We start from the raw sequence: 19,708 nt of genomic DNA on the forward strand, positions 1-19,708 counted from the left end.
CAGCATTTCTGCCAGGGTTTATTTTTTAATTAACTTAGATGTGATTATCGAGCTCTAAAGACTGCCCAATTTTCCCACCATTTTCCGTCTGCTGCACCACCGACTCCAGAAGCTGCATATGCTGCTTTCAAAGTATAGTCCGGTTTTGTTCCAGAAAACCCACATTCCGTACTGATATTACCATCAGATGTAATTGGAGATTCTGTTACGCCAGTTGAGCCGTTGTTCGTTAAGGATGGTGCGGCTCCATCAGATCCCGAAGTTGAAGCAGCTAAATCACCTCGAACTGTAGCAGCTATAGTAACTGTAGTTTGCGGATCAGCGACTGTCGATCGCGCCTGAGGACCAGAAGCAAATCCATAATAAATTCCGTTTTGGAGGGTAGCAATTACTCCTTCCCGTAATCTAGCCACTTGACCACCTGCAATTCCAGCTCCTATCATCGTAAATTTATTAAGCGTTGCAGTTGTACATCTTTTGACAGGTCCAGGTGCTGATGCGCAAGAAATATTCCCACTTTGTATTCCATCCCATTCTAAACCATGTGGATCGGTAGATGCAGATCCTCCGCATAATGTAGGATATTTATGTGAAATAAAACTAGAAATTGTGACACCACCCGCACTAACAGAATTTGCTCCAAACCCTTCATCAAGGTCTAAATCATCATCAAGACCACCGGTTGTCAGAATATAATTCCAGCTTCCTGTTCCACCCCATGCTTCAAATTGGTCATCTAGACCTCTGTGTGCTTGCACATGATTCAATACAGAATTTGATGAATACATACTAAGGTTGTTCAATTCGTCACCTGGAGCCACCTCGTTCCCACCAAATTCAATGATATTGTATGCCATATTCACATTAGTTGTGCTCGGCATAGTCCCTGTTCCATATGGTTGTGGAGAAGTTCCTTCCGTATTAGCAGTCGTTCTAGTAGCTCCACTAGTCCCTATTGTAACAATTCCACCCCAATCACCAGGGAATCGAGAACCTAAGTTGCTTGCCGATGACCAACAGATTGGATCTGCCGCTGTCCCAACTGATTCCAATGTTGAGCCTTGCAAGAAGAAGATGGAAGATCCCCTCTGCCCAAAAATTGCTGTACCTGGAGAAACGGTTATTGTTACACCTGAAGACACAAAAACAGTTCCTTGAAGGAGGATTCCACCTGACCAAGTTTCAGAGCTGGATAGTGTTCCCGATACAATTCGAGGTGAACCTGATAGTCTGCGACCATCACAAACATTTTCACCTACTGTTGGATTTTGAAGGTTGTATTCACCTTTGACATAAACGCGAATTGTCTTCAATTGAATTGTATAACCAGTGGAATTTACAACGAACTGATTTGTATTTTCACGGTCGCTTAAGTTAAGATTTACATCCACACTTGCTTCTGCACCTAATGAATCCGTAAATGTAGTAGGTGATAATGCTGCTACAGTTGCGCAACTGGTCGTAGATGTTGCTCCAGTTGAACCTACCGCATTCAACTTTAGTTTTCCATTCAAAGTAGGAACACGAAAGCTAAGAGTAAATTCTCCATCCACAGTATTTGTCGTTGCTGCTACATAGGAATCAGTTTGGCAAGATGTAAAATCAGATAAGTTCGTTTGCCCCTCAGACAGAAATGCAGGATCTCCATCTGTCAAAGTAACTTTTCCATCCTTAACTTGCAGTCCGCCACTATCTTTCAATGTGCCGACAACAACTACCGTGTATTCAGGTGGTTGGTTTAGTAAAAAAAATGCCCCTAAAAGCAAAGCCGTATTATCATCTTTCTTTCCTGGGCAATTCACGGTTGTGAATCCCATGAGCGCGATGGATAAAACCACCAAGCTTTTTTTGAATGAATTTTTCATTGTATCCTCTTTCGAAACAATTCGAATTTGTTTTGCTAGCGGGTCTTCCCGATAGGGATTCGTTAAAATTCTCCCTCTAGCTAGGAAAACTATGTTCTTTATTTGTTACAGTGGGATGACAAGCTAGTGAAGGTTTGGTAAAGGTTTCGTTAAGGGAGGATTAAACCTGCAACCGGTTTAGAATTTTCACCAGGTTACTTTTGATTCGGCGGATTTGGTCAGGTGTTAAATGCAATTCGCCTGACTCTGCTTTTTCAATGACTTTTTCGGCTTTTGTCACAAAGGTGACGGCTTCTTCATCGATTGCTTCTTTGCGTTGTTGTTTTTCACGATAGGCATCCAAAGCCTTCTGCACATCTAAGAGTTCTTTGGAGATCCCGCCAATCGCAATGTTGAGCTCAACTATGTTTTCGTTCATTTCATTAGCCCATTCCCAAAATCAGCAAACAATGGTTTCATTTTTGTCTGAAATTTATTTGTACAAAACATCAATGAATTTCTTTTTTGCTTCTAAATGTTCCTTGAATGTCGACGAGAAATAATGAGATCCATCTGGTTTCAAAAGAAAAAACAATTTATCTGATTTCATTGGTCGAAAGGATGCTTCTAATGCTGGTAAACCTGGATTTGAGATAGGGCCAGGGGGCCAACCTCCGTTTATGTATGTGTTATACGGTGATACAATTTTCAAATCAGATTCAAATAATCGCTTTTTTGGCTTATCGAATAAATATTGTATGGTGGCACAGGATTCTAAATTGATATTCTTTTCGATACGTGTCAAAAAAACACCTGCCATCATCGGTCTTTCTTCTTTTCTGACTGCTTCTCTTTCTACAATAGAAGCAAGAACGACTCGAAAGTGTAAATCAGCTGGTTTGATATCTTTTGCTTCCGAAATGGATTCTAGTTTTTTATAAAATCGTTTGATCATCATTTCGGTGATGCGTTCCAAAGGATAATTTAGAGGAACAGAGTATGTTTCTGGAAACAAATACCCTTCCAAGGTTTTAGCTGGTATGTTATATTTCGTGAGTAATGCGGGACTCTGTGCCACCTTTAGAAATTCTTCTCTAGATGGGGAAAGTTTTTTTGTAACTAAAAGATCTCCAATCTGACGATTGTTATACCCTTCTGGAACGGTGAATGTCACAAGTTTTACTTTTCCTGAAATGATCACATCCAAGATTTTTCTAGAACTCATTCCATCATTGATGTCGTAAACACCTTGTTTGATTTTATTTCCCGCTCTTGTAAATTTGATGAGGTAATTGAAATAAACACTAGATTTGATCATCCCAGCCGCAGCTAACTCGCGTACTACGCTCGAGGATGGTTCACCTGGATCAATGATGAGTTCGTATTTATTTTGGCCATCTCCTACTGCTCCACCTTTGATTTCATCAACGACAAAAAAACTGATGAGCGCCAATACGAATAACAGCGCGATTGCCAAACCTGAAAGTATCAGGTATTTTTTCACTTTTGAGTTCATTCCATCCCCATCCTTCTCAATCTATCGACAATTACCAAATCTTTTTTAGGGTCTGATCACAGGTTCTATTTCCAAATGGATCAAAAATGTCTCGTAAACACGTTTCTGGATCGATTCTGCCATTGCCAATAATGCATTCGTAGTTCCCTGTATATTGATTAGACCCAAACAATGGTTCGTAGAGACACCCACACCGCCAGGATAAAGGTCTCCTTTTTTGATTCCAGAATGCTCAATAAGCCAAGCGGCCGAAAGTTTTTTAAACCCACTTTTTTCATCGAAGATGGGTGGAGTTGGTAAATTCATCTTTTTCGTAAGAGAAAGAAACGAATCCGCTTCATTTTGTGAAATGATGGGGTTGGTAAAAAAAGAACCAGCGGAACGAGTGTTAGGATCACTTTCATCAATTACCATGGATTTTTTCTTTCTAAGTCCAATGATGAGTTCGCGAAGGGAATTGATTTCCACTATTCGCTCCTCATCTTGTGGCTGTACTTTTGATTGTGATTGATTGGTTCCAATCTTAATCGAATTCCAGAGTTTTTTCACTTCAGGGTATTCTAGGCATGGCTCCAATATTTTCGATAAACGAAAGGTAACTGATGTAACAATATATTGTTTAAATTTTCCTGATTTGAATTCACTATTTCGATAAATAAAATTGCATTCCTGATTTGATAACGTGATTAGATTATATTGCTCATCTAAACACTGTACATTTAGTATGGTATCTTTCACCTCTTGGCCATAAGCACCAATGTTTTGAATTGGTGAGGCGCCTACGGATCCTGGAATTCCTGACAGACATTCAACGCCAGTTAATCCTTGTTTTACTGTATATTCTACGAAGTGATCCCAAATGACACCTGCACCTACTTCATAAATGACTTCTTTATCATTTGCATTTAAACATCTGATCCCTGGAATTTGAATCAATAAAACAACTCCTTCAAATCCTGAGTCTCTAAAAATAGTATTGGAACCACCACCAAGAATGAGGAAGGGATGTGATTCTGTTCGGCAAAATTGAATCGCATTTTTTAAGTCTTCAATGGTTTTAATAATGATCAAAAATTTTGCCTGCCCTCCTAAACGAAAGGTAGTGAGCGGCGCCAATGGGACATTGTTTTGGACCAACATAATTCCAATAAAAAGTTTCCGCAAAAATCGTAAGTAAGAAAATCAGTCGTATGAGCCGATCCAAACTGAAAGTTTACGAATATTCTGGCTGCAGCACATGCCGAAATGCACTCAAATATTTAAAATCGAAAAAATTAGACTTCGAACAATTCCCAATTCGAGAGACACCCCCCTCAGTTGCTGAGCTAAAAAAGGCCAAACAATACTTAGGTGATATCAAAAAACTTTTTAATACGTCTGGCAAAGATTACCGAGACGGAAACTGGAAGGACAAATTCAGCAAACTCAGCGAAGATCAAATTTATAAGGAGCTATCGGCGAACGGTAATTTGGTGAAGCGACCCTTTGTGGTGGGCGATGGTTGGTTTTTGGTGGGTTTTAAAGAAGAGGAATGGGGGGAAAGGTTTTAGAGGGTACACAATGGATGGATGTATCCCCGCCCGATTGAGGGTGGGGAACTAGACCCGCCACCCAATACGTTCCACCTATCACAATCCATTCCAGATGGCATTCCGTTTTCGAAAATCATGAAATTTATTTTTTAAAAATTCATATTTGCTCGCGGATCACATCCACTTCCACTTTTAATTTGTGTTTACCGCCACCAAACAAAATTCCTTTCAAAGGTGATACATCAGAATAATCACGACCAATGGCAGTGATGATATACTCTTCCGTGATGAGTTTTCCATTCGTTGGATCAAAATCAAACCAACCAAGTGTAGGACAATAAACAGAAACCCAAGCATGTGTGGCATCACTACCTTGCAATTTTTGTGTACCAGGTGGAGGAAATGTTTCTAAGTAGCCACTCACATAACGAGAAGGAATTTTTAACGACCGTAAAGCAGCTATCATTAAATGAGAGAAATCTTGGCAAACACCTTTCCTCTCGTATAATACTTGTTCTAGTGGTGTATTAATGTTTGTGGCTTTTGGGTCATATTCAAAATTTTCATAAATATATTTTGTTAATTCCTGAGCACCAAGTAACACTGGTTTATTATCAGTGAATATGGCTTTTGCGAAATCAAAATATGTTTGTTTTGCGGGAATAAACGGAGAAGGTTGAATGTATTCAATTGCTTGCAAATCTGCATCCAGGGAAGATTCGTGAATTAAATTTTCAATATTTTGCCAGGGTGTCGATTTACTTAAATCAAAATCAAAACTTTGATGTGTTCTCACTGTCGATTCCACTACAACCTCTAAAAAACGGTGGGGGTCCTCAACTGAAAATAGAAACACTTGGTTACCAAAATAGTCTCTTCGAAACGAAGACACCACTGGTTTCGGATTCACCGTCACATGGGTACGATAACAATCTTGATGATTGGTTGTAAGCGGATACATATGTGCCATATTGTGACAATAAGCAACTACATCATCATAACTATATTTTGTTTTATGAATCACTCGAAAATCAGCCATTTGTATCACCAATACGAGTTTGTTCTTCTGTATAGTTGAAATAACGATTCGAAAGTGCATCCGATAACAATCTCAAATACCCATGTAATTCCTCTAACCAAACAGACACAGACGTTAATGGAGATTCGGATTCGAAGAAAATGGAAATATCTTTCATTTTAAAATGAGTGTATAATTGGAGTGCTGCTCGGTCTTCTGAATATACAATCTTTTTGTCTTTGCCTGGTAAATATTGTAAATCTGAATTGATTTGCTCTAATTGATAAGCCAAAGATCTAGGATTGGTAATATCAAATAACAAAATATCAAGTACTGATTCCTGGTCGATTTTACCAGAATATCTTCTATTATAGGTGATTCTAATGTCGCTGATTCTCAAAAAGGTTTCAAAAGAAGATTTGTCTTCAAAACTTTTCCATTGGATCATACCTTGTAACATGAGAATCATATTGATAGATCGTTCTATCCTTCTACCTAAGTTTAAGAAATACCAACCGGCTTCACGGCTCATATTTTCAAATGAAAGTCCTGTTAATGATGATAAATTAACAATGATTTTTTGTAGGTAATCAATGATTTGGTCATAAGAATCAATCCCATGATTCGATTGGTCTTCTAAGTGAAGTAAAATCTTTTTCATATCATCAGAAAGTCTATCGCGTACCGATTTAGAAGCTAAGACCAAACTTTTAAGATGGAATGCTAAACTTCCGATGATGTTTTTATCTACTGTAAGTCGTTGTAACTCAGGGAAAGGATTAGCAAAAAGTTCTCCTGAATCGTCTCCCAAAAATCCTGGAAAACTGTTGGTTACATGGGTCACTAGTTTCAATATGTTTTCCAGTGATTCTTTTTCGTACCCATCTTCCACTTGTAATATTTTAAAAATTGCCTCTCGTATAACTCGTGTTTGATTTTCAGATCGTTCCAAGTATCTTGCTAACCAAAACAGATTATCAGCAACTCGACTTGGCACACCAGAACTTTTGCGTGAAATCAAAATTTGATCTGATTTTGGAACAAGTAAAGATTCTTCTTTTTGAGTTTCAGTTGATAGTACCCATAAATCTTTACTCCATGCACCTCGTTGGCTTGTAATGAAAAATTCATCAAGTGAAGGTGACACTCTGACAAGCCCACCTGCCATCGTTTGGTAACCTGAACCAGAGGAAGAAACAAAAGTTCGCATAATTGCCCTTCCAGGTCGAAAACCACTTTCACCTAATACAGGTACGGTTGCCGATTCAATCATTTCCTGAGCAATAAATCGTTTCGGAGCTGAATAAAGTTTTTCTAAGAATACATCTTTTCGTTGGCCACTCAATTCAACGAAAGTTACAGGTGTTTCTTCATCGGTGCGAGAAACAGTCTTAAATACGTATTTTTCAGGATTTTGCATTACCAATTGATAATGTTCGTTGTTTCCTAACCAATATGTTGGAGCCATGGGTAAAATCAGATCTTCGCCTAAGTAGAATCTACACAACTCTGAATAAAATGGCAACAAGGCACGATTTTCTAAAAATCCAGTTCCAATTGGATTTGCAATTTTCACATTTCCAGATCGAACCGATTCCAATAACCCAGGTACTCCTAATAACGAATCTCCTCTAAGTTCAAGTGGGTCCATAAAATCATCATCAACTCTGCGTAAAATTAAATCGACTTGTTGTAAACCTTCCACAGTCTTCATGTAAACTTTGTTTTTACGTACGGTTAAGTCTTCCCCTTGCACCAAGGTATATCCTAAATAACCAGCAAGATATGCATGTTCAAAATATGTTTCATTTGATGGACCAGGAGTTAATAAGACAATAACTGGGTCTCTTCCACTAACACCCGATAACTGAGTCAAAGATTTTCTTAAAGACCGAAAATATACTGCAACACGATGTACCATCGCATCGCGATACATACTTGGAAAAATTCTAGAAAGAACGATTCTGTTTTCTAATGAATAACCAGATCCTGAAGGGGCCTGAACTCGATCGTTAAGTACATAAAAGTTTCCATCGGCTGCTCTAATCAAATCACATACAAAAAACAACAAGGCAGGATTTTTTGCTAAAAAGTGATTCGAATCATACATCCCATCGCATGCTCGCAAAAAAGATGTTTCATTGAATAATATTTCGGCAGGAATTTTTTTCTCGAAAACGAGTCGTCGTTTGGAATATACATCTCGAATGAGTGCATCTAATAGATCTGCTCTTTGATTTAAACCTCGTTCCAAAACTCGCCATTCTTCACTTTCCATTACCAATGGAAATAGATCCAATTCCCATGGCCTTTCTTTGGCTTCTCTTTGTTCCGACTGGTATAAGTTATACGTAACTCCATTTTCACGTAAAATACGATCCGTATCACGCCTACGATTGATTAATTCTGCAGGTCCCAGTTCTTGGAAGGATTTAACTAAAAATTTATATTTGTTACGTATCTGCCCATCTACATCATACAACTCATCATAAACACCAGGAATGGTTTTGTAATTGTCAATGAGATGATAAGGATCTTTTGTCATCATTACTTAGATGTAACCATTCTCAAATCCAATGTACAAGGAAAGGCTTTATTTTCCAATCGAATTGGAGGTAAACTTTTTCCTATTTTATGACCATGAGTCCAAAAACGAGAAATCCTTCTCGATTCTGCCTCATATCCATTGATTGGAATGGTTTGGTATGAAAGCCCACCTGGATGGGAAACATGGTAGGTGCATCCTCCAAGGGAACGATGATTCCAAGTATCATATACATCAAAAACTAACGATTGTTGTGCGGGTAACTGTGGGTGAAGGGTAAATACAGGATTCCAAGCCTTAAATCGAACCCCTGCTACAAACTCATTTTGAATTGAAGTGGCCTGTAGCGGAACTTCATATCCATTACAACTTAATTTGTAACGTTCCGGATGGAATCCTTTGATTTTAATTTGAACACGTTCTGTGGCAGAATCAACACCTCTAGAAGTTCCTTGCGATGTATTTTCTTCACCTAACACATTCCATGGTTCCAATGCCATTCTCAATTCAATTTCCATTCCATCTAAATAACATATCCCATACTGTGGAAAACGAAACTCAAAAAATGGATCAAAATCTTTGGATAAAAATGAAAAACCTTGGTTTTGTAAGTCTACAATCACTTCCTTAAAATCACGATAAACAAAATAGGGTAACATAAATCGATCATGTAACTCCGTACTCCAATTGATTGGATTTCCATAATAAGGTTCTTCCCAAAACTTACAAATGATCGCCATCATGAATGCTTGTTGAACTATGCTCATTTGGTAGTGAGGTGGCATCTCAAATGCTCGCATTTCTATCAAACCAAGTCGACCCGTTGGAGATCCTGGATCAAATAACTTATCAATCGAAATCTCTGTTCTATGAGTGTTACCTGTCACATCGATTAAGATATTCCTTAACAGACGATCTAATAACCAAGGAGGAGTGGTCCGACTTGAATCAATTTGTTGAAAGGCAATTTTTAATTCATGTAAGGAGTCACTTCTCGCTTCGTCAATCCTAGGGGACTGTGAAGTTGGACCAATGAACATTCCTGAAAATAAATAAGAAAGTCCTGGATGGTTTTGCCAGTAAGAAACTAAACTCCGAAGCAACGATGGTTTTCGTAAAAAAGGACTATCTCCTACCGATTCACCACCTAACGTTATATGGTTTCCACCACCAGTTCCAGAATGCCTTCCATCTATCAAAAATTTTTCAGCGGTAAGTTTGAGTTGGTATGCTTCCTCATAAAGGATTTTTGTTTTTTCAACTATTTCTTCAAACTGACTTGATGGATGAAAATTTACTTCAATCACTCCTGGATCAGGTGTGATTTTAAATCGATTTAATCTTGGATCACTTGGTGCTTCATATCCTTCAATCACAATCGGTAAATCAGTTTCCATTGCCGTTTGTTCAATGGCATAGATCAGATGTAACCATCCTTCTAAAGATTGAATGGGAGGTAAAAATACTCGTAAATTTCCATTCCGAGGTTCTACACAAAGTGCAGTACGAGTATGAATGCCTCCTAACGAATAACTTACGTTAGCCATTGATAATGGATATTGGCTTAATTCCTTTACTTTTGGAAGAGCAGGTTTTGGCGAGGAAGGATCTTCTGGGTTGGTGTAATACGATTTTCCACCTAATGATTGTAATGGAAGCCTTAATCCAATTGGAGAATCTCCTGGAATTAAAAACATCTTTCCTCTACGAAATTTCCATTCGTCAGAAATCCAATTCTTTTGGAATGGATCAAAATCTAAAGGAAGTACATATCCTACTTCCTTGTTTAGACCTTGGTCTAAAACTTTGATAATTCGTTTTCTTTCTAAAATATCATATGTATTTAAATCTTCTAATAAAGACTCGGTCTCTTCAGGTAAATTTGATTCCTGCCAAAGATAATACAAATTATCTTCATAGGCCGGTAATACAGTGTGCGAAGGGACCTTTAAATGTTGCACCAAACTGGAAATGAATTTTCGAGCGTCATCAGTGTTAGCGGATCCAGTATATCGATCATCCGCCAATAAATGAGGGTTACTCCAGATTGGTTCGATATCTTTACGCCAATAGGATATCATGGCCCAACGAGGGATTGGTTCACCAGGATACCATTTTCCTTGTCCGTATTGTAAAAGACCACCAGGTGCAAAATGTTTTCCCAATCGTTTGATGAGTTGTTCTGATTTTGAATATTTTTCAAATCCGAGGGCATCAAAATTCCATTCTGGTGCTTCTCTATTTTCAGTAGAAACAAAGGTTGGTTCCCCACCGATTGTTAATCGAATATCATTTTTTTTAATTCGTTTATTGATCGTATCACCTAACTTTAATATACGATTCCAATCTTCATCTAAATAAGGTAATGTAACGCGTGGAGATTCTAAAACTCTTTCCACATGCATAGAAAAGGAAAATTCCATTTTAGCTTTTTCCGCAAAACCGTAAATCGGTCCGGCAGATTCTGGTTCTGGCGTTGCAGCGAGTGGAATATGGCCTTCACCAGTGAATAATCCAGATGTTGGATCAAGACCTACCCATCCTGCTCCAGGCAAATACACTTCTGCCCAAGCATGAAGGTCTGTAAAATCTACTTCTGTTCCCGAAGGTCCATCTAATGATTTCACATCTGCTTTTAATTGGATCAAGTAACCCGATACAAATCTTGCAGCTAATCCTAAATGTCTTAAAATTTGAACGAGCAAATAAGCAGAGTCACGGCACGAACCCATTTGTTTAGACAAAGTGACTTCGGTGGATTGGACACCGGGTTCCATTCTGATCACATAACCGATGTCATGATAGACCTTTGCATTTAGAGCCACGAGGAATTCAACAACACGTTTCTTTTCAATTTTAATTGATTTTAAATAAGAAGTTAACAACTTACCTGGTTTTTTTGGTTTTAAGTAAGGTGTGAGTTCTTTTTTTAGTATTTTATCATATTGGAATGGAAAATTCTCAGCATATTCTTCTACAAAAAAATCAAATGGATTGATTACTTTTAAATCAGTGACCAAATCTACAGCCACTTGTAAAATATTTGTTTTTTCTGGGAAAACCAAACGGGCAAGGTAATTGCCAAAGGGATCCTGTTGCCAATTCAGAAATTTTTGTTCAGGCAGAATGTTTAAAGAATATGATACAATATGATTCTTTGTATGTGGAGCAGGACGTAAACGAATCACATGAGGAGAAAGTGAAATCGATTTATCATACTGATAGGTTGTGATGTGGGTTAAGGCAACGCGTATACTCATAATTAGTTGGTAAAAAATCGTTCGACAATCTTTGATCCGATTTGATTGAGTTCAATTTGAATATCATCCAGATACTCGTGTAATCCTTTGTCAAAAATGGATTTTATATTTTCAGATCGTAATCGGTTTAAATAAACCGTTGTTGCATCTTGCGCAGAATTACGAGGTAATCCTTCCTTTAATCCTGATATTTTTTCCAATGCTTCTTGCATTTCTTGGATACAGAAAATGATCGATCTTGGAAATGTATCATTGAGAATTAGAAACTCGGCAATATCTGTTGGATCAATTTTTTTGTACTTACGATTGTACATCTCATGTGCACTTGCAGATTTTAATAAGGATAACCATTGTAATAGATCTAAAGTGGAGCCTATATCATGAATTGAAGGAAGAAGGATAAAATACTTCATGTCTAAGATACGAGTTGTTTTATCTGCTCTTTCTAAAAACCTTCCGAGTAATGCAAAATTCCAAACTTCATCATGGGAAATCGTAGCATCAGAACAACCGTAAAAACTTTGGCAACTTTTCCTTACAGTACTTAAAAAATCAGACAGGTCCATGGACAAAGTATCTCCATGTTCGCCTAAAGATTCCATGTAGAGCTTACGATAGTTTTTTACATAAAGATAAAATTCATTTAAAACTTCCCACATGGAAGTTGAAATGTTTTCTCTGATGGTTCTTGCATTTTCACGCGCTTTCGACAAACATTGAAAAATGGAATTTGGATTCTCTTCATCAAATGTCATAAAACGAATCACATTTACTGGAGATGGTTCTGAATATTTTTTAGCAAATAATTCATAATCCCCAGTGGTATGCACTAACGGTAACCACTGGTTTGGAACTTCCTCATTCAAATCCAAAGACAACTGATGATTGACATCGATAAAACGGGAATAGTTCTCCGCTCTTTCAATGTACCGATTCATCCAAAAAACAGATTCGGCAACACGGCTTAACATGAATACACCTTATCCTAAAACCCAGGTGTCTTTTGAACCGCCTCCCTGGGATGAATTCACAACTAGAGAACCTTTTCTTAAAGCAACACGTGTCAAACCACCAGGCATAACATAAATATCTTTACCGTACAAAATGAACGGTCTTAAATCCACGTGCCTTGATTCGATTTTATCTGATATCAAAGTAGGAACAGTGGAAAGATTTAAAACTGGTTGGGCGATGTAGTTTCTAGGATCTGCTTTTATAAGTTCCTTAAAATCTTCTTGTTCTTGTTTTGAAGATTTTGGACCAATGATCATTCCATACCCACCGGCACCATTGGCCGCTTTGACAACCAAATTGTGGATATTATCTAAAACATATTTTAGATCTGATTCCTCTGAACAGAGATAGGTTGGAACATTCGGAATGATAGAATCTTCACCTAAGTAGTATTTAATGATCTTTGGCACATAAGAATAAATTACCTTGTCATCGGCGACGCCCGTACCAGGAGCATTCGCAAGAGCGACATTCCCCATCTTATATGCCTCAAATATCCCTTTGACTCCAAGTAAAGAATCTTCACGGAAACTTGAAGGATCCATAAATGTATCATCAATTCTGCGATATACCACATCAACTTTTCGAAGTCCTTTAGTGGTTTTCATGTAGACTTTGTGGTTTTCAACAATTAAGTCAGTGCCTTCTACTAGATATACTCCCATCTTTTGAGCGAGAAAACTATGTTCATAATAAGCGGAATTGTAAACCCCAGGAGTCCAAACAGCAATCACTGGATCACTTACGTCTGTTAGATTTTCTAACATCGACCTAAGATGGTATGGATAATCATATACTTGTCTAATATTCAACTTTTCAAAAAGTTCAGGAAAGGTTCGTTTCATCACCTCTCGATTTTCTAAAACATAAGAAACACCCGAAGGGCAACGTAAATTATCTTCTAGAACATGAAACGCTCCAGCACCATCTCGAACCAAATCAGTTCCAGTTATATGGATCCAAATATCCTTCGGTGGTTTCAAACCAATACATTGTTTTAAATACCCTGTACTTGACTGAATGATATCCAAAGGGATGATTTTATCCTTTAGAATTTTTTGTTCTCCATAAATATCGTTTAAAAATAAATTGAGGGCAAGGATCCTTTGTTTTAATCCTTTTTCGATATTAATCCATTCTTCACTTGGCACAATTCTCGGAATCACGTCGAATGGCATGATTCTTTCCTGTTCTCCGCCATCACCATACAATGTAAAGGTGATGCCAAGTGACATTAATGCACGTTCGGCGGAACTACTACGTTTTAGAAGTTCTAATCCGCCTAAACTCTCCATTTTTGTTTTCACAAAATCATAACTTTTACGTGGGAATCCTTCATTGGAAAACATCTCATCATAGATATTTTTTGCGCTATAGTCTGCGATAAACATGGGCTGGCCTCTGCTAACTTAATTAGCAATATTTGTACCAAATGGAAAATCTGTTGGGAAACCAGGACTTTCGTGCCTATCCGACATAAGTTGGTTATCAAACGATTTGATTGTGCTGACTTTTTAAACAATCACTGGATATGCCAAGATGGGTTGTATAAATAAACTGCAGTTTGTCTAAACTTCGTTGTTTGTGGGAGCCGAAGTCTGGGAATTTTTCTTCTTTTTCTCTACTTTTAATCGAAATCCATAGATTAGGGTGCGAAAAAATTGAGAAAATGGAAGGATTTGCAAAAAATAATTCCGGATGCCCAAAGAGAAACTTTCATTTCGCGAACGTTTCGGGTGGAGGATCGATTTGAGGATTATTTTTGCGAGTTTGGATGGATTCGATTTCCCGGGAACTTCCGATACAACTCGGGAGAATTGAAACTGTTTTCCCGTTTGAATTCGATACGAATCCCAAAAATACGCAAACGCACGTTTGGAAGATCCATACAATCCATAACCTGGTGTAGGATATTCAATTAGATCAGAACTAACAGTGATTATGTGAAGACCCACTGTGATTAAATTTGTTAATTTTTGAATGGCAAAGATGGGAGCAAGTGAGTTTGTTTGGAATAGGTATTTGAGATCTGACCAATTTTCCTTTTCATCCTCTGCATATAAAAACTCTTCTGCGTTAAGGATAAAAACATCAATTTTATCTAATGTTTCGATTGCAGATTCGATCAATCGTTCCATTTGGTCAGGTTTGGAAGGATCAATTTTATACTTTTGTAAATTTACATGATTTGGTATTTCTTCTGGTTTTGAATCACCAACAACGACAAGTGCACCTTCTCCAAGTAAAACTGATAACAGTTCTTTTCCTAATTCAGAAGAACCATTGGTTAAAACAATTTTTTTGGATGCAAGTTTCATTTTAGAATCGGCTAGATTTTGTTAGTTGAGAGAAGGATCCTTTGTGTGATCAACAAAGTATTTGTAAATCCCACCCTTACTTCGTAAAGCTTCTCGCCAAATGGCTTCTGAATCATCTTCTCTGAATACAACGGAATCATCTACTAAATCCGATACCACCCAAGACAATCTGTCAAATTCACTTTCCAATTGCCCAGACGACCAACCTGCATACCCTTGTAATACTCGGAATTGGATATTGTCTGAAGATAAAACCTCTATCATCGTATCAAAACTGCGTGCCATATAAATTCCAGGAACAACTTCTACACCAGGATCGGCCGTTTGTTTTCCATTATGCAAAATAGATACAAATAAATTGTCAACTGGTCCACCAGCATACACTGGTTTGTTGGCATGTACAGTGTCAGGAAGATTTTTGATGAGAGATTCCATCGTTTGGTCAGTTGGTTTATTTAAAACTAAACCAAAGGCTCCGTCATCATCATGGTCAACCATAAGGACAACGGATTTATGAAAAAAATCCTGAATCACACTAGAATTGGAAATGAGTAACTTTCCTCGCGTTGAATCAGGAATTTCTGTCATTATTTTTTGCCGTGAATTTCTTCTAAGATACGATAGGCCACTTCTAATGTTTTGATATCTGAGTCACCTTTCACCATTGGTTCCGATTCACCTTTGATACATTTAACAAAGTGTTCGTGTTCTTGTTTGAGTGGATTATCTTTGTGAACAAAGATTTTTTCCACAATTGATTCTTGTCTGTATTTGATTTCTCCACTTCCAAGTTGAGTCGTAGAACTTGCTTGTCTGTGAAGTTCAATCTCTTGGTTGGTAAAATCTAAAAATACATAGGAATCTTTTTGAGAGATGTTAAGAGTTCTAATCTTTGCCTGAGAAGATCGTGATGCATTGAGAGAAGCCACACAACCGTTTGCAAATTTTAAAACTACGGTCGCAACATCTTCATGGTTGGAAACAATTGATGAGCCAACTGCCTTCACTTCTGTGACTTCTGATTTCACAAGATTGAGAACGATGTCAATGTCATGGATCATCATATCAAGAACCACACCTACATCAGTGATACGGCTATTATAGGGAGCGATCCTTCTTGATTCGATGAGGATTGGGTGTTCGGCAATTTTACCTAGTTCCAAAACGGCACCATTGAAACGTTCCACATGGCCCACTTGCAAAATCAAATTGTTTTGTTTTGCTAAGTTTACGAGTTCCTTGGCTTCTTCTACTGTTTGGGAAATTGGTTTCTCAACCAAAACATGTTTTTTTTCTGTTAGCGCCTGTTTTGCGATTTTATGATGTAAGAAAGTTGGCGCTGCAATGATGATTGCATCCGTTACTTTCAATAATTCTTCAATCGTTCCAAATGCTTTTGTTTTGTGTTTTTCAGCAATTTGTGTGGCACGTTCCGCATTGGCATCGAATATACCGACGAGTTCTGCATCGGTTAATTGTTTGGCAACGTTTACGTGGTACTGGCCCATATGGCCCGTACCAATGACTCCGAGTCGGACTTTTTTATCCATAGATGCTCTCAATATTTTAAAGGATCAGCGGAAAAACAACTTCGATTTTCCCCCGCTACCGACCTTTTCGCCAGACTCACGGGCAAATTCTTCCATGAGTTCTCTCTGTTTTTTAGAAAGTTTCTTAGGAATTTCGACTTTGATGATGACGTGTTGGTCTCCCTTGCCATAGGAACCTAGGTATGGGATTCCATGGCCTTTTAAACGGAAGATTTGTCCACTTTCCGTCCCTTCTGGGATTTTCAGTTGGATGGTTTTTCCATCAATCGAAGGCACTTCAATCTCTCCGCCGAGGCAAGCCATGGACAAAGAAATCGATTTTTGAACGATTAAGTCATTCCCTTGTCGTTCAAAGGTTGGGTGTTTTTTGATATGGGTAACCACATACAAATCACCACTTGGACCACCGTTTGGACCAGACTCCCCTTCCCCGGAAACTTTGAGTCGGCTTCCCGATTCCACACCGGCAGGGATTTTGATATGAATGGTTCGTCTTTTCTCTGTTAGGCCTTCGCCTTTACAAGTTTTGCAAGGATTGGATATGACTTTTCCTTTTCCTTTACAACGAGGACAAGTGGTAGTGACACTAAAAAAACCTTGTGTCCTTCTCACTTGGCCTGTTCCCGAACAATCCGGACAAACTGTAGGTGAAGATCCTTTTGATGCACCAGATCCCGAACAATCGGCACATGTTTCTAGTCTTGGGATTTCTATTTTATACTCTTTTCCAAGAGCAGCATCTTCCAGACTCACTTCTAAATTATAACGGAGATCTGATCCCCGTTGAGGACCAGACCTTCTTCCACCACCGCGGCTACCGCCACCACCACCGCCTCCGAAAAATTCGCTGAAGATATCACCAAAGTCTCCAAAGATATCAGAGAAGTCAGTATAAGCACCTGCTCCATACCCTCCTCCTGCACCTGCATTCACACCAGCTTTTCCAAATTGGTCATATGCTTGGCGTTTTTGCGGATCGCGTAACACTTCGTAGGCTTCAGTAGCCTCTTTGAATTTTTCTTCCGCTTCTTTATCACCTTTATTTTTATCAGGGTGATATTTGATGGCTAACTTACGATAGGCGCTCTTGATCTCATCATCAGAGGCACCTTTCGAAACGCCTAATACTTCGTAGTAACCACGGTCACTCATTGTTTTACTTCTTTATCTCTTTTTATTTTTTGTCTTCGTCAACGACAGTGTAATCAGCATCGACTACCTTCTCGCCACTTGCATTAGAACCACTTGCGCCTTGGTTTGCACCGGCACCAGCTTCTGCACCAGGAGCTCCTTGTTCAGGACCTGCTTGGCTGTAGATTTTTTGTCCAATTTGCATTGCAACTTGTTGGATAGAGTCTCTGGATGCTTTCATACGTTCGAGGTCACCAGATTCCATTGCTTCACGACCGCGTTTGATTTCGTCTTGAGCTCTTTGTTTCTCTGATTCGTCGAGTTTGTCTGCTGATTCCCCAATGGTTTTTTCCAATTGGTAAACAATGGCTTCCAATTCGTTTTTGGTGTCAGCCGCTTCACGAAGTTTTTTATCTTCTTCAGCGTGAGCTTCTGCATCTTTTACCATCTTTTTGATTTCTTCTTCAGAGAGTCCTGAAGATGATTCAATACGAATCTTTTGTTCTTTACCAGTTCCCAAATCCTTTGCAGACACATGAACAATACCGTTCGCATCGATATCAAATGTGACTTCGATTTGAGGAACACCTCTTGGTGCTGACGGAATACCCACTAAGTCAAAACGACCGAGAGTTCTATTGGCACTTGCCATTTCTCGTTCCCCTTGTAATACGTGAACGGAAACAGTTGTTTGGTTATCAGCTGCCGTAGAGAACACTTGAGACTTTCTTGTAGGAATTGTTGTATTCCTTTCGATGAGTTTTGTCATCACACCACCGAGAGTTTCAATCCCAAGTGAAAGTGGAGTGACATCAAGTAATAATACATCAGTGACATCACCTGCAAGAACTCCCCCTTGGATTGCCGCACCAATCGCCACTACTTCATCAGGGTTTACTGATTTGTTTGGTTCTTTTGCAAAAATCTCTTTTACAAGTGCTTGTACCGCTGGGATACGAGTGGATCCACCCACGAGGATGACTTCGTCTATTTCACTCGCAGACAAACCTGCATCTTTTAATGCATTTTGGCAAGGAATACGAGTTCTTTCCACAAGAGATCTTGTGATTTCATCAAACTTTGCTTTGGTGAGTGTCATATCCAAATGTTTTGGACCAGACGCATCTGCTGTGATGAACGGAAGGTTGATTTGAGTAGAAGATGTTCCAGACAACTCGATTTTAGCTTTTTCAGCAGCTTCTTTCAATCGTTGTACTGTGTTTTTATCTCCAGAAATATCAATTCCCGTTTGTTTTTTGAATTCATCAATCATCCATTGCATGACCACGTTATCAAAGTCATCTCCACCAAGGTGAGTATCACCGTTTGTGGATTTTACTTCGAATACTCCGTCACCAAGCTCTAGGATCGAAACGTCAAACGTTCCACCACCTAAGTCATATACGGCGATCTTTGCATTTGTTTTTTTCTTATCAAAACCGTAAGCAAGTGCTGCAGCAGTTGGTTCATTGATGATACGTTCTACTTCAAGTCCAGCAATTCGACCTGCATCTTTTGTTGCTTGTCTTTGTTCGTCATTGAAGTAAGCAGGAACAGTTACCACTGCCTTTTTTACTTCATGGCCAAGAAAGTCTTCCGCTGTTTTCTTCATTTTTTGAAGTACACGAGCCGCAATTTCTTGTGGAGTGAATTCACCAGAAACGGTTTCAAATTTCACACCGTCATTTCCAGCACGGATCACTTTGTATGATACCATCTTTGCTTCATCACCAGCTTCGTTAAAACGACGACCGATAAATCGTTTCGCCGAACGAATTGTATTCACAGCATTTGTGATCGCTTGGTTTTTAGCAAACTGACCAACAATGGTTTCACCCTTTGCTGTAAAAGCAACGATCGAAGGAGTTGTTCTTGCCCCTTCAGAGTTTTGAATGACAACGGGATCACCACCTTCCATAACCGCTACACAAGAGTTAGTGGTTCCTAAATCGATACCTATGATTTTTTCCTTAGACATAG

15 protein-coding genes are annotated in these 19,708 nt (G+C 38.6%); 1 reads left to right on the plus strand and 14 read right to left on the minus strand.

Annotation, left to right across the window (positions count from 1 at the left end; translation table 11 throughout):
* Positions 1–44: 44 nt before the first annotated feature.
* The 4 genes from LEP1GSC202_RS05155 to LEP1GSC202_RS05170 all read right to left on the minus strand — a co-directional run bounded on the left by LEP1GSC202_RS05155 (position 45) and on the right by LEP1GSC202_RS05170 (position 4,500).
* Positions 45–1,865: a hypothetical protein gene (locus LEP1GSC202_RS05155; RefSeq protein ID WP_015677531.1), complete on the minus strand. Its 1,821-nt coding sequence runs from the start codon at positions 1,863–1,865 to the stop codon at positions 45–47.
* 160 nt (positions 1,866–2,025) lie between these two features.
* The gene (locus tag LEP1GSC202_RS05160) at positions 2,026–2,283 is read right to left on the minus strand and encodes a hypothetical protein (protein WP_015676679.1); all 258 of its coding nucleotides are present in this window, start codon (positions 2,281–2,283) and stop codon (positions 2,026–2,028) included.
* 54 nt (positions 2,284–2,337) lie between these two features.
* Positions 2,338–3,360 carry an endolytic transglycosylase MltG gene (mltG, locus tag LEP1GSC202_RS05165; protein ID WP_015676579.1) on the minus strand — a complete coding sequence of 341 codons (1,023 nt, stop codon included), beginning with the start codon at positions 3,358–3,360 and terminating at the stop codon, positions 2,338–2,340.
* A 45-nt stretch (positions 3,361–3,405) separates the two neighbouring features.
* Entirely contained in the window at positions 3,406–4,500 is a 1,095-nt protein-coding gene (locus LEP1GSC202_RS05170) for a UDP-N-acetylmuramate dehydrogenase (RefSeq protein ID WP_039928202.1), read from the minus strand.
* Positions 4,501–4,550: 50 nt separating this feature from the next.
* Here LEP1GSC202_RS05170 and LEP1GSC202_RS05175 point away from each other — a divergent pair, with 50 nt between their 5' ends.
* On the plus strand, positions 4,551–4,910 hold the full coding sequence (locus LEP1GSC202_RS05175; RefSeq protein ID WP_015676374.1) for a Spx/MgsR family RNA polymerase-binding regulatory protein: 360 nt from the start codon (positions 4,551–4,553) through the stop codon (positions 4,908–4,910).
* Positions 4,911–5,049: 139 nt separating this feature from the next.
* Here LEP1GSC202_RS05175 and LEP1GSC202_RS05180 read toward each other — a convergent pair whose 3' ends face one another.
* The 10 genes from LEP1GSC202_RS05180 to dnaK all read right to left on the minus strand — a co-directional run bounded on the left by LEP1GSC202_RS05180 (position 5,050) and on the right by dnaK (position 19,706).
* Positions 5,050–5,931 (minus strand): transglutaminase family protein, encoded by an 882-nt coding sequence (locus tag LEP1GSC202_RS05180; RefSeq protein WP_015676977.1) that lies wholly within the window; start codon positions 5,929–5,931, stop codon positions 5,050–5,052.
* Positions 5,924–8,458, minus strand: coding sequence for a circularly permuted type 2 ATP-grasp protein (locus tag LEP1GSC202_RS05185; RefSeq protein WP_015677432.1), 2,535 nt, complete (start codon positions 8,456–8,458; stop codon positions 5,924–5,926). Before LEP1GSC202_RS05185 ends, LEP1GSC202_RS05180 begins: the two co-directional genes overlap by 8 nt.
* Entirely contained in the window at positions 8,458–11,715 is a 3,258-nt protein-coding gene (locus LEP1GSC202_RS05190) for a transglutaminase family protein (RefSeq protein ID WP_039928204.1), read from the minus strand. Before LEP1GSC202_RS05190 ends, LEP1GSC202_RS05185 begins: the two co-directional genes overlap by 1 nt.
* Positions 11,716–11,717: 2 nt before the next feature.
* Positions 11,718–12,686 (minus strand): alpha-E domain-containing protein, encoded by a 969-nt coding sequence (locus tag LEP1GSC202_RS05195; RefSeq protein WP_015676722.1) that lies wholly within the window; start codon positions 12,684–12,686, stop codon positions 11,718–11,720.
* A gap of 9 nt (positions 12,687–12,695) precedes the next feature.
* Positions 12,696–14,120 carry a circularly permuted type 2 ATP-grasp protein gene (locus tag LEP1GSC202_RS05200; RefSeq protein WP_015677297.1) on the minus strand — a complete coding sequence of 475 codons (1,425 nt, stop codon included), beginning with the start codon at positions 14,118–14,120 and terminating at the stop codon, positions 12,696–12,698.
* A 177-nt stretch (positions 14,121–14,297) separates the two neighbouring features.
* Complete coding sequence (locus LEP1GSC202_RS05205; protein WP_015677451.1) at positions 14,298–15,047, minus strand: SDR family NAD(P)-dependent oxidoreductase; 750 nt, start codon at positions 15,045–15,047, stop codon at positions 14,298–14,300.
* Positions 15,048–15,068: 21 nt separating this feature from the next.
* A complete protein-coding gene (locus LEP1GSC202_RS05210; RefSeq protein WP_208597394.1) occupies positions 15,069–15,626 on the minus strand; it encodes a YqgE/AlgH family protein in 558 nt (185 codons plus the stop codon).
* Positions 15,627–15,634: 8 nt separating this feature from the next.
* Positions 15,635–16,597, minus strand: a complete 963-nt coding sequence (locus tag LEP1GSC202_RS05215) for a Gfo/Idh/MocA family protein (protein WP_015677590.1) — start codon at positions 16,595–16,597, stop codon at positions 15,635–15,637.
* 24 nt (positions 16,598–16,621) lie between these two features.
* A complete protein-coding gene (gene dnaJ, locus LEP1GSC202_RS05220) occupies positions 16,622–17,749 on the minus strand; it encodes a molecular chaperone DnaJ (protein ID WP_015677133.1) in 1,128 nt (375 codons plus the stop codon).
* 22 nt (positions 17,750–17,771) lie between these two features.
* Complete coding sequence (dnaK, locus tag LEP1GSC202_RS05225; RefSeq protein WP_015676575.1) at positions 17,772–19,706, minus strand: molecular chaperone DnaK; 1,935 nt, start codon at positions 19,704–19,706, stop codon at positions 17,772–17,774.
* Positions 19,707–19,708 lie beyond the last annotated feature (2 nt).

Origin of the sequence: Leptospira yanagawae serovar Saopaulo str. Sao Paulo = ATCC 700523 (genome assembly GCF_000332475.2) — a bacterium.
Lineage (GTDB): Bacteria > Spirochaetota > Leptospiria > Leptospirales > Leptospiraceae > Leptospira_A > Leptospira_A yanagawae.

Coding starts and splice junctions, on each gene's coding strand:
- LEP1GSC202_RS05155 (WP_015677531.1), bottom strand. CDS start 1,865: ATGAAAAATTCATTCAAAAAAAGCTTGGTGGTTTTATCCATCGCGCTC.
- LEP1GSC202_RS05160 (WP_015676679.1), bottom strand. CDS start 2,283: ATGAACGAAAACATAGTTGAGCTCAACATTGCGATTGGCGGGATCTCC.
- mltG (WP_015676579.1), bottom strand. CDS start 3,360: ATGAACTCAAAAGTGAAAAAATACCTGATACTTTCAGGTTTGGCAATC.
- LEP1GSC202_RS05170 (WP_039928202.1), bottom strand. CDS start 4,500: ATGTTGGTCCAAAACAATGTCCCATTGGCGCCGCTCACTACCTTTCGT.
- LEP1GSC202_RS05175 (WP_015676374.1), top strand. CDS start 4,551: ATGAGCCGATCCAAACTGAAAGTTTACGAATATTCTGGCTGCAGCACA.
- LEP1GSC202_RS05180 (WP_015676977.1), bottom strand. CDS start 5,931: ATGGCTGATTTTCGAGTGATTCATAAAACAAAATATAGTTATGATGAT.
- LEP1GSC202_RS05185 (WP_015677432.1), bottom strand. CDS start 8,458: ATGATGACAAAAGATCCTTATCATCTCATTGACAATTACAAAACCATT.
- LEP1GSC202_RS05190 (WP_039928204.1), bottom strand. CDS start 11,715: ATGAGTATACGCGTTGCCTTAACCCACATCACAACCTATCAGTATGAT.
- LEP1GSC202_RS05195 (WP_015676722.1), bottom strand. CDS start 12,686: ATGTTAAGCCGTGTTGCCGAATCTGTTTTTTGGATGAATCGGTACATT.
- LEP1GSC202_RS05200 (WP_015677297.1), bottom strand. CDS start 14,120: ATGTTTATCGCAGACTATAGCGCAAAAAATATCTATGATGAGATGTTT.
- LEP1GSC202_RS05205 (WP_015677451.1), bottom strand. CDS start 15,047: ATGAAACTTGCATCCAAAAAAATTGTTTTAACCAATGGTTCTTCTGAA.
- LEP1GSC202_RS05215 (WP_015677590.1), bottom strand. CDS start 16,597: ATGGATAAAAAAGTCCGACTCGGAGTCATTGGTACGGGCCATATGGGC.
- dnaJ (WP_015677133.1), bottom strand. CDS start 17,749: ATGAGTGACCGTGGTTACTACGAAGTATTAGGCGTTTCGAAAGGTGCC.
- dnaK (WP_015676575.1), bottom strand. CDS start 19,706: ATGTCTAAGGAAAAAATCATAGGTATCGATTTAGGAACCACTAACTCT.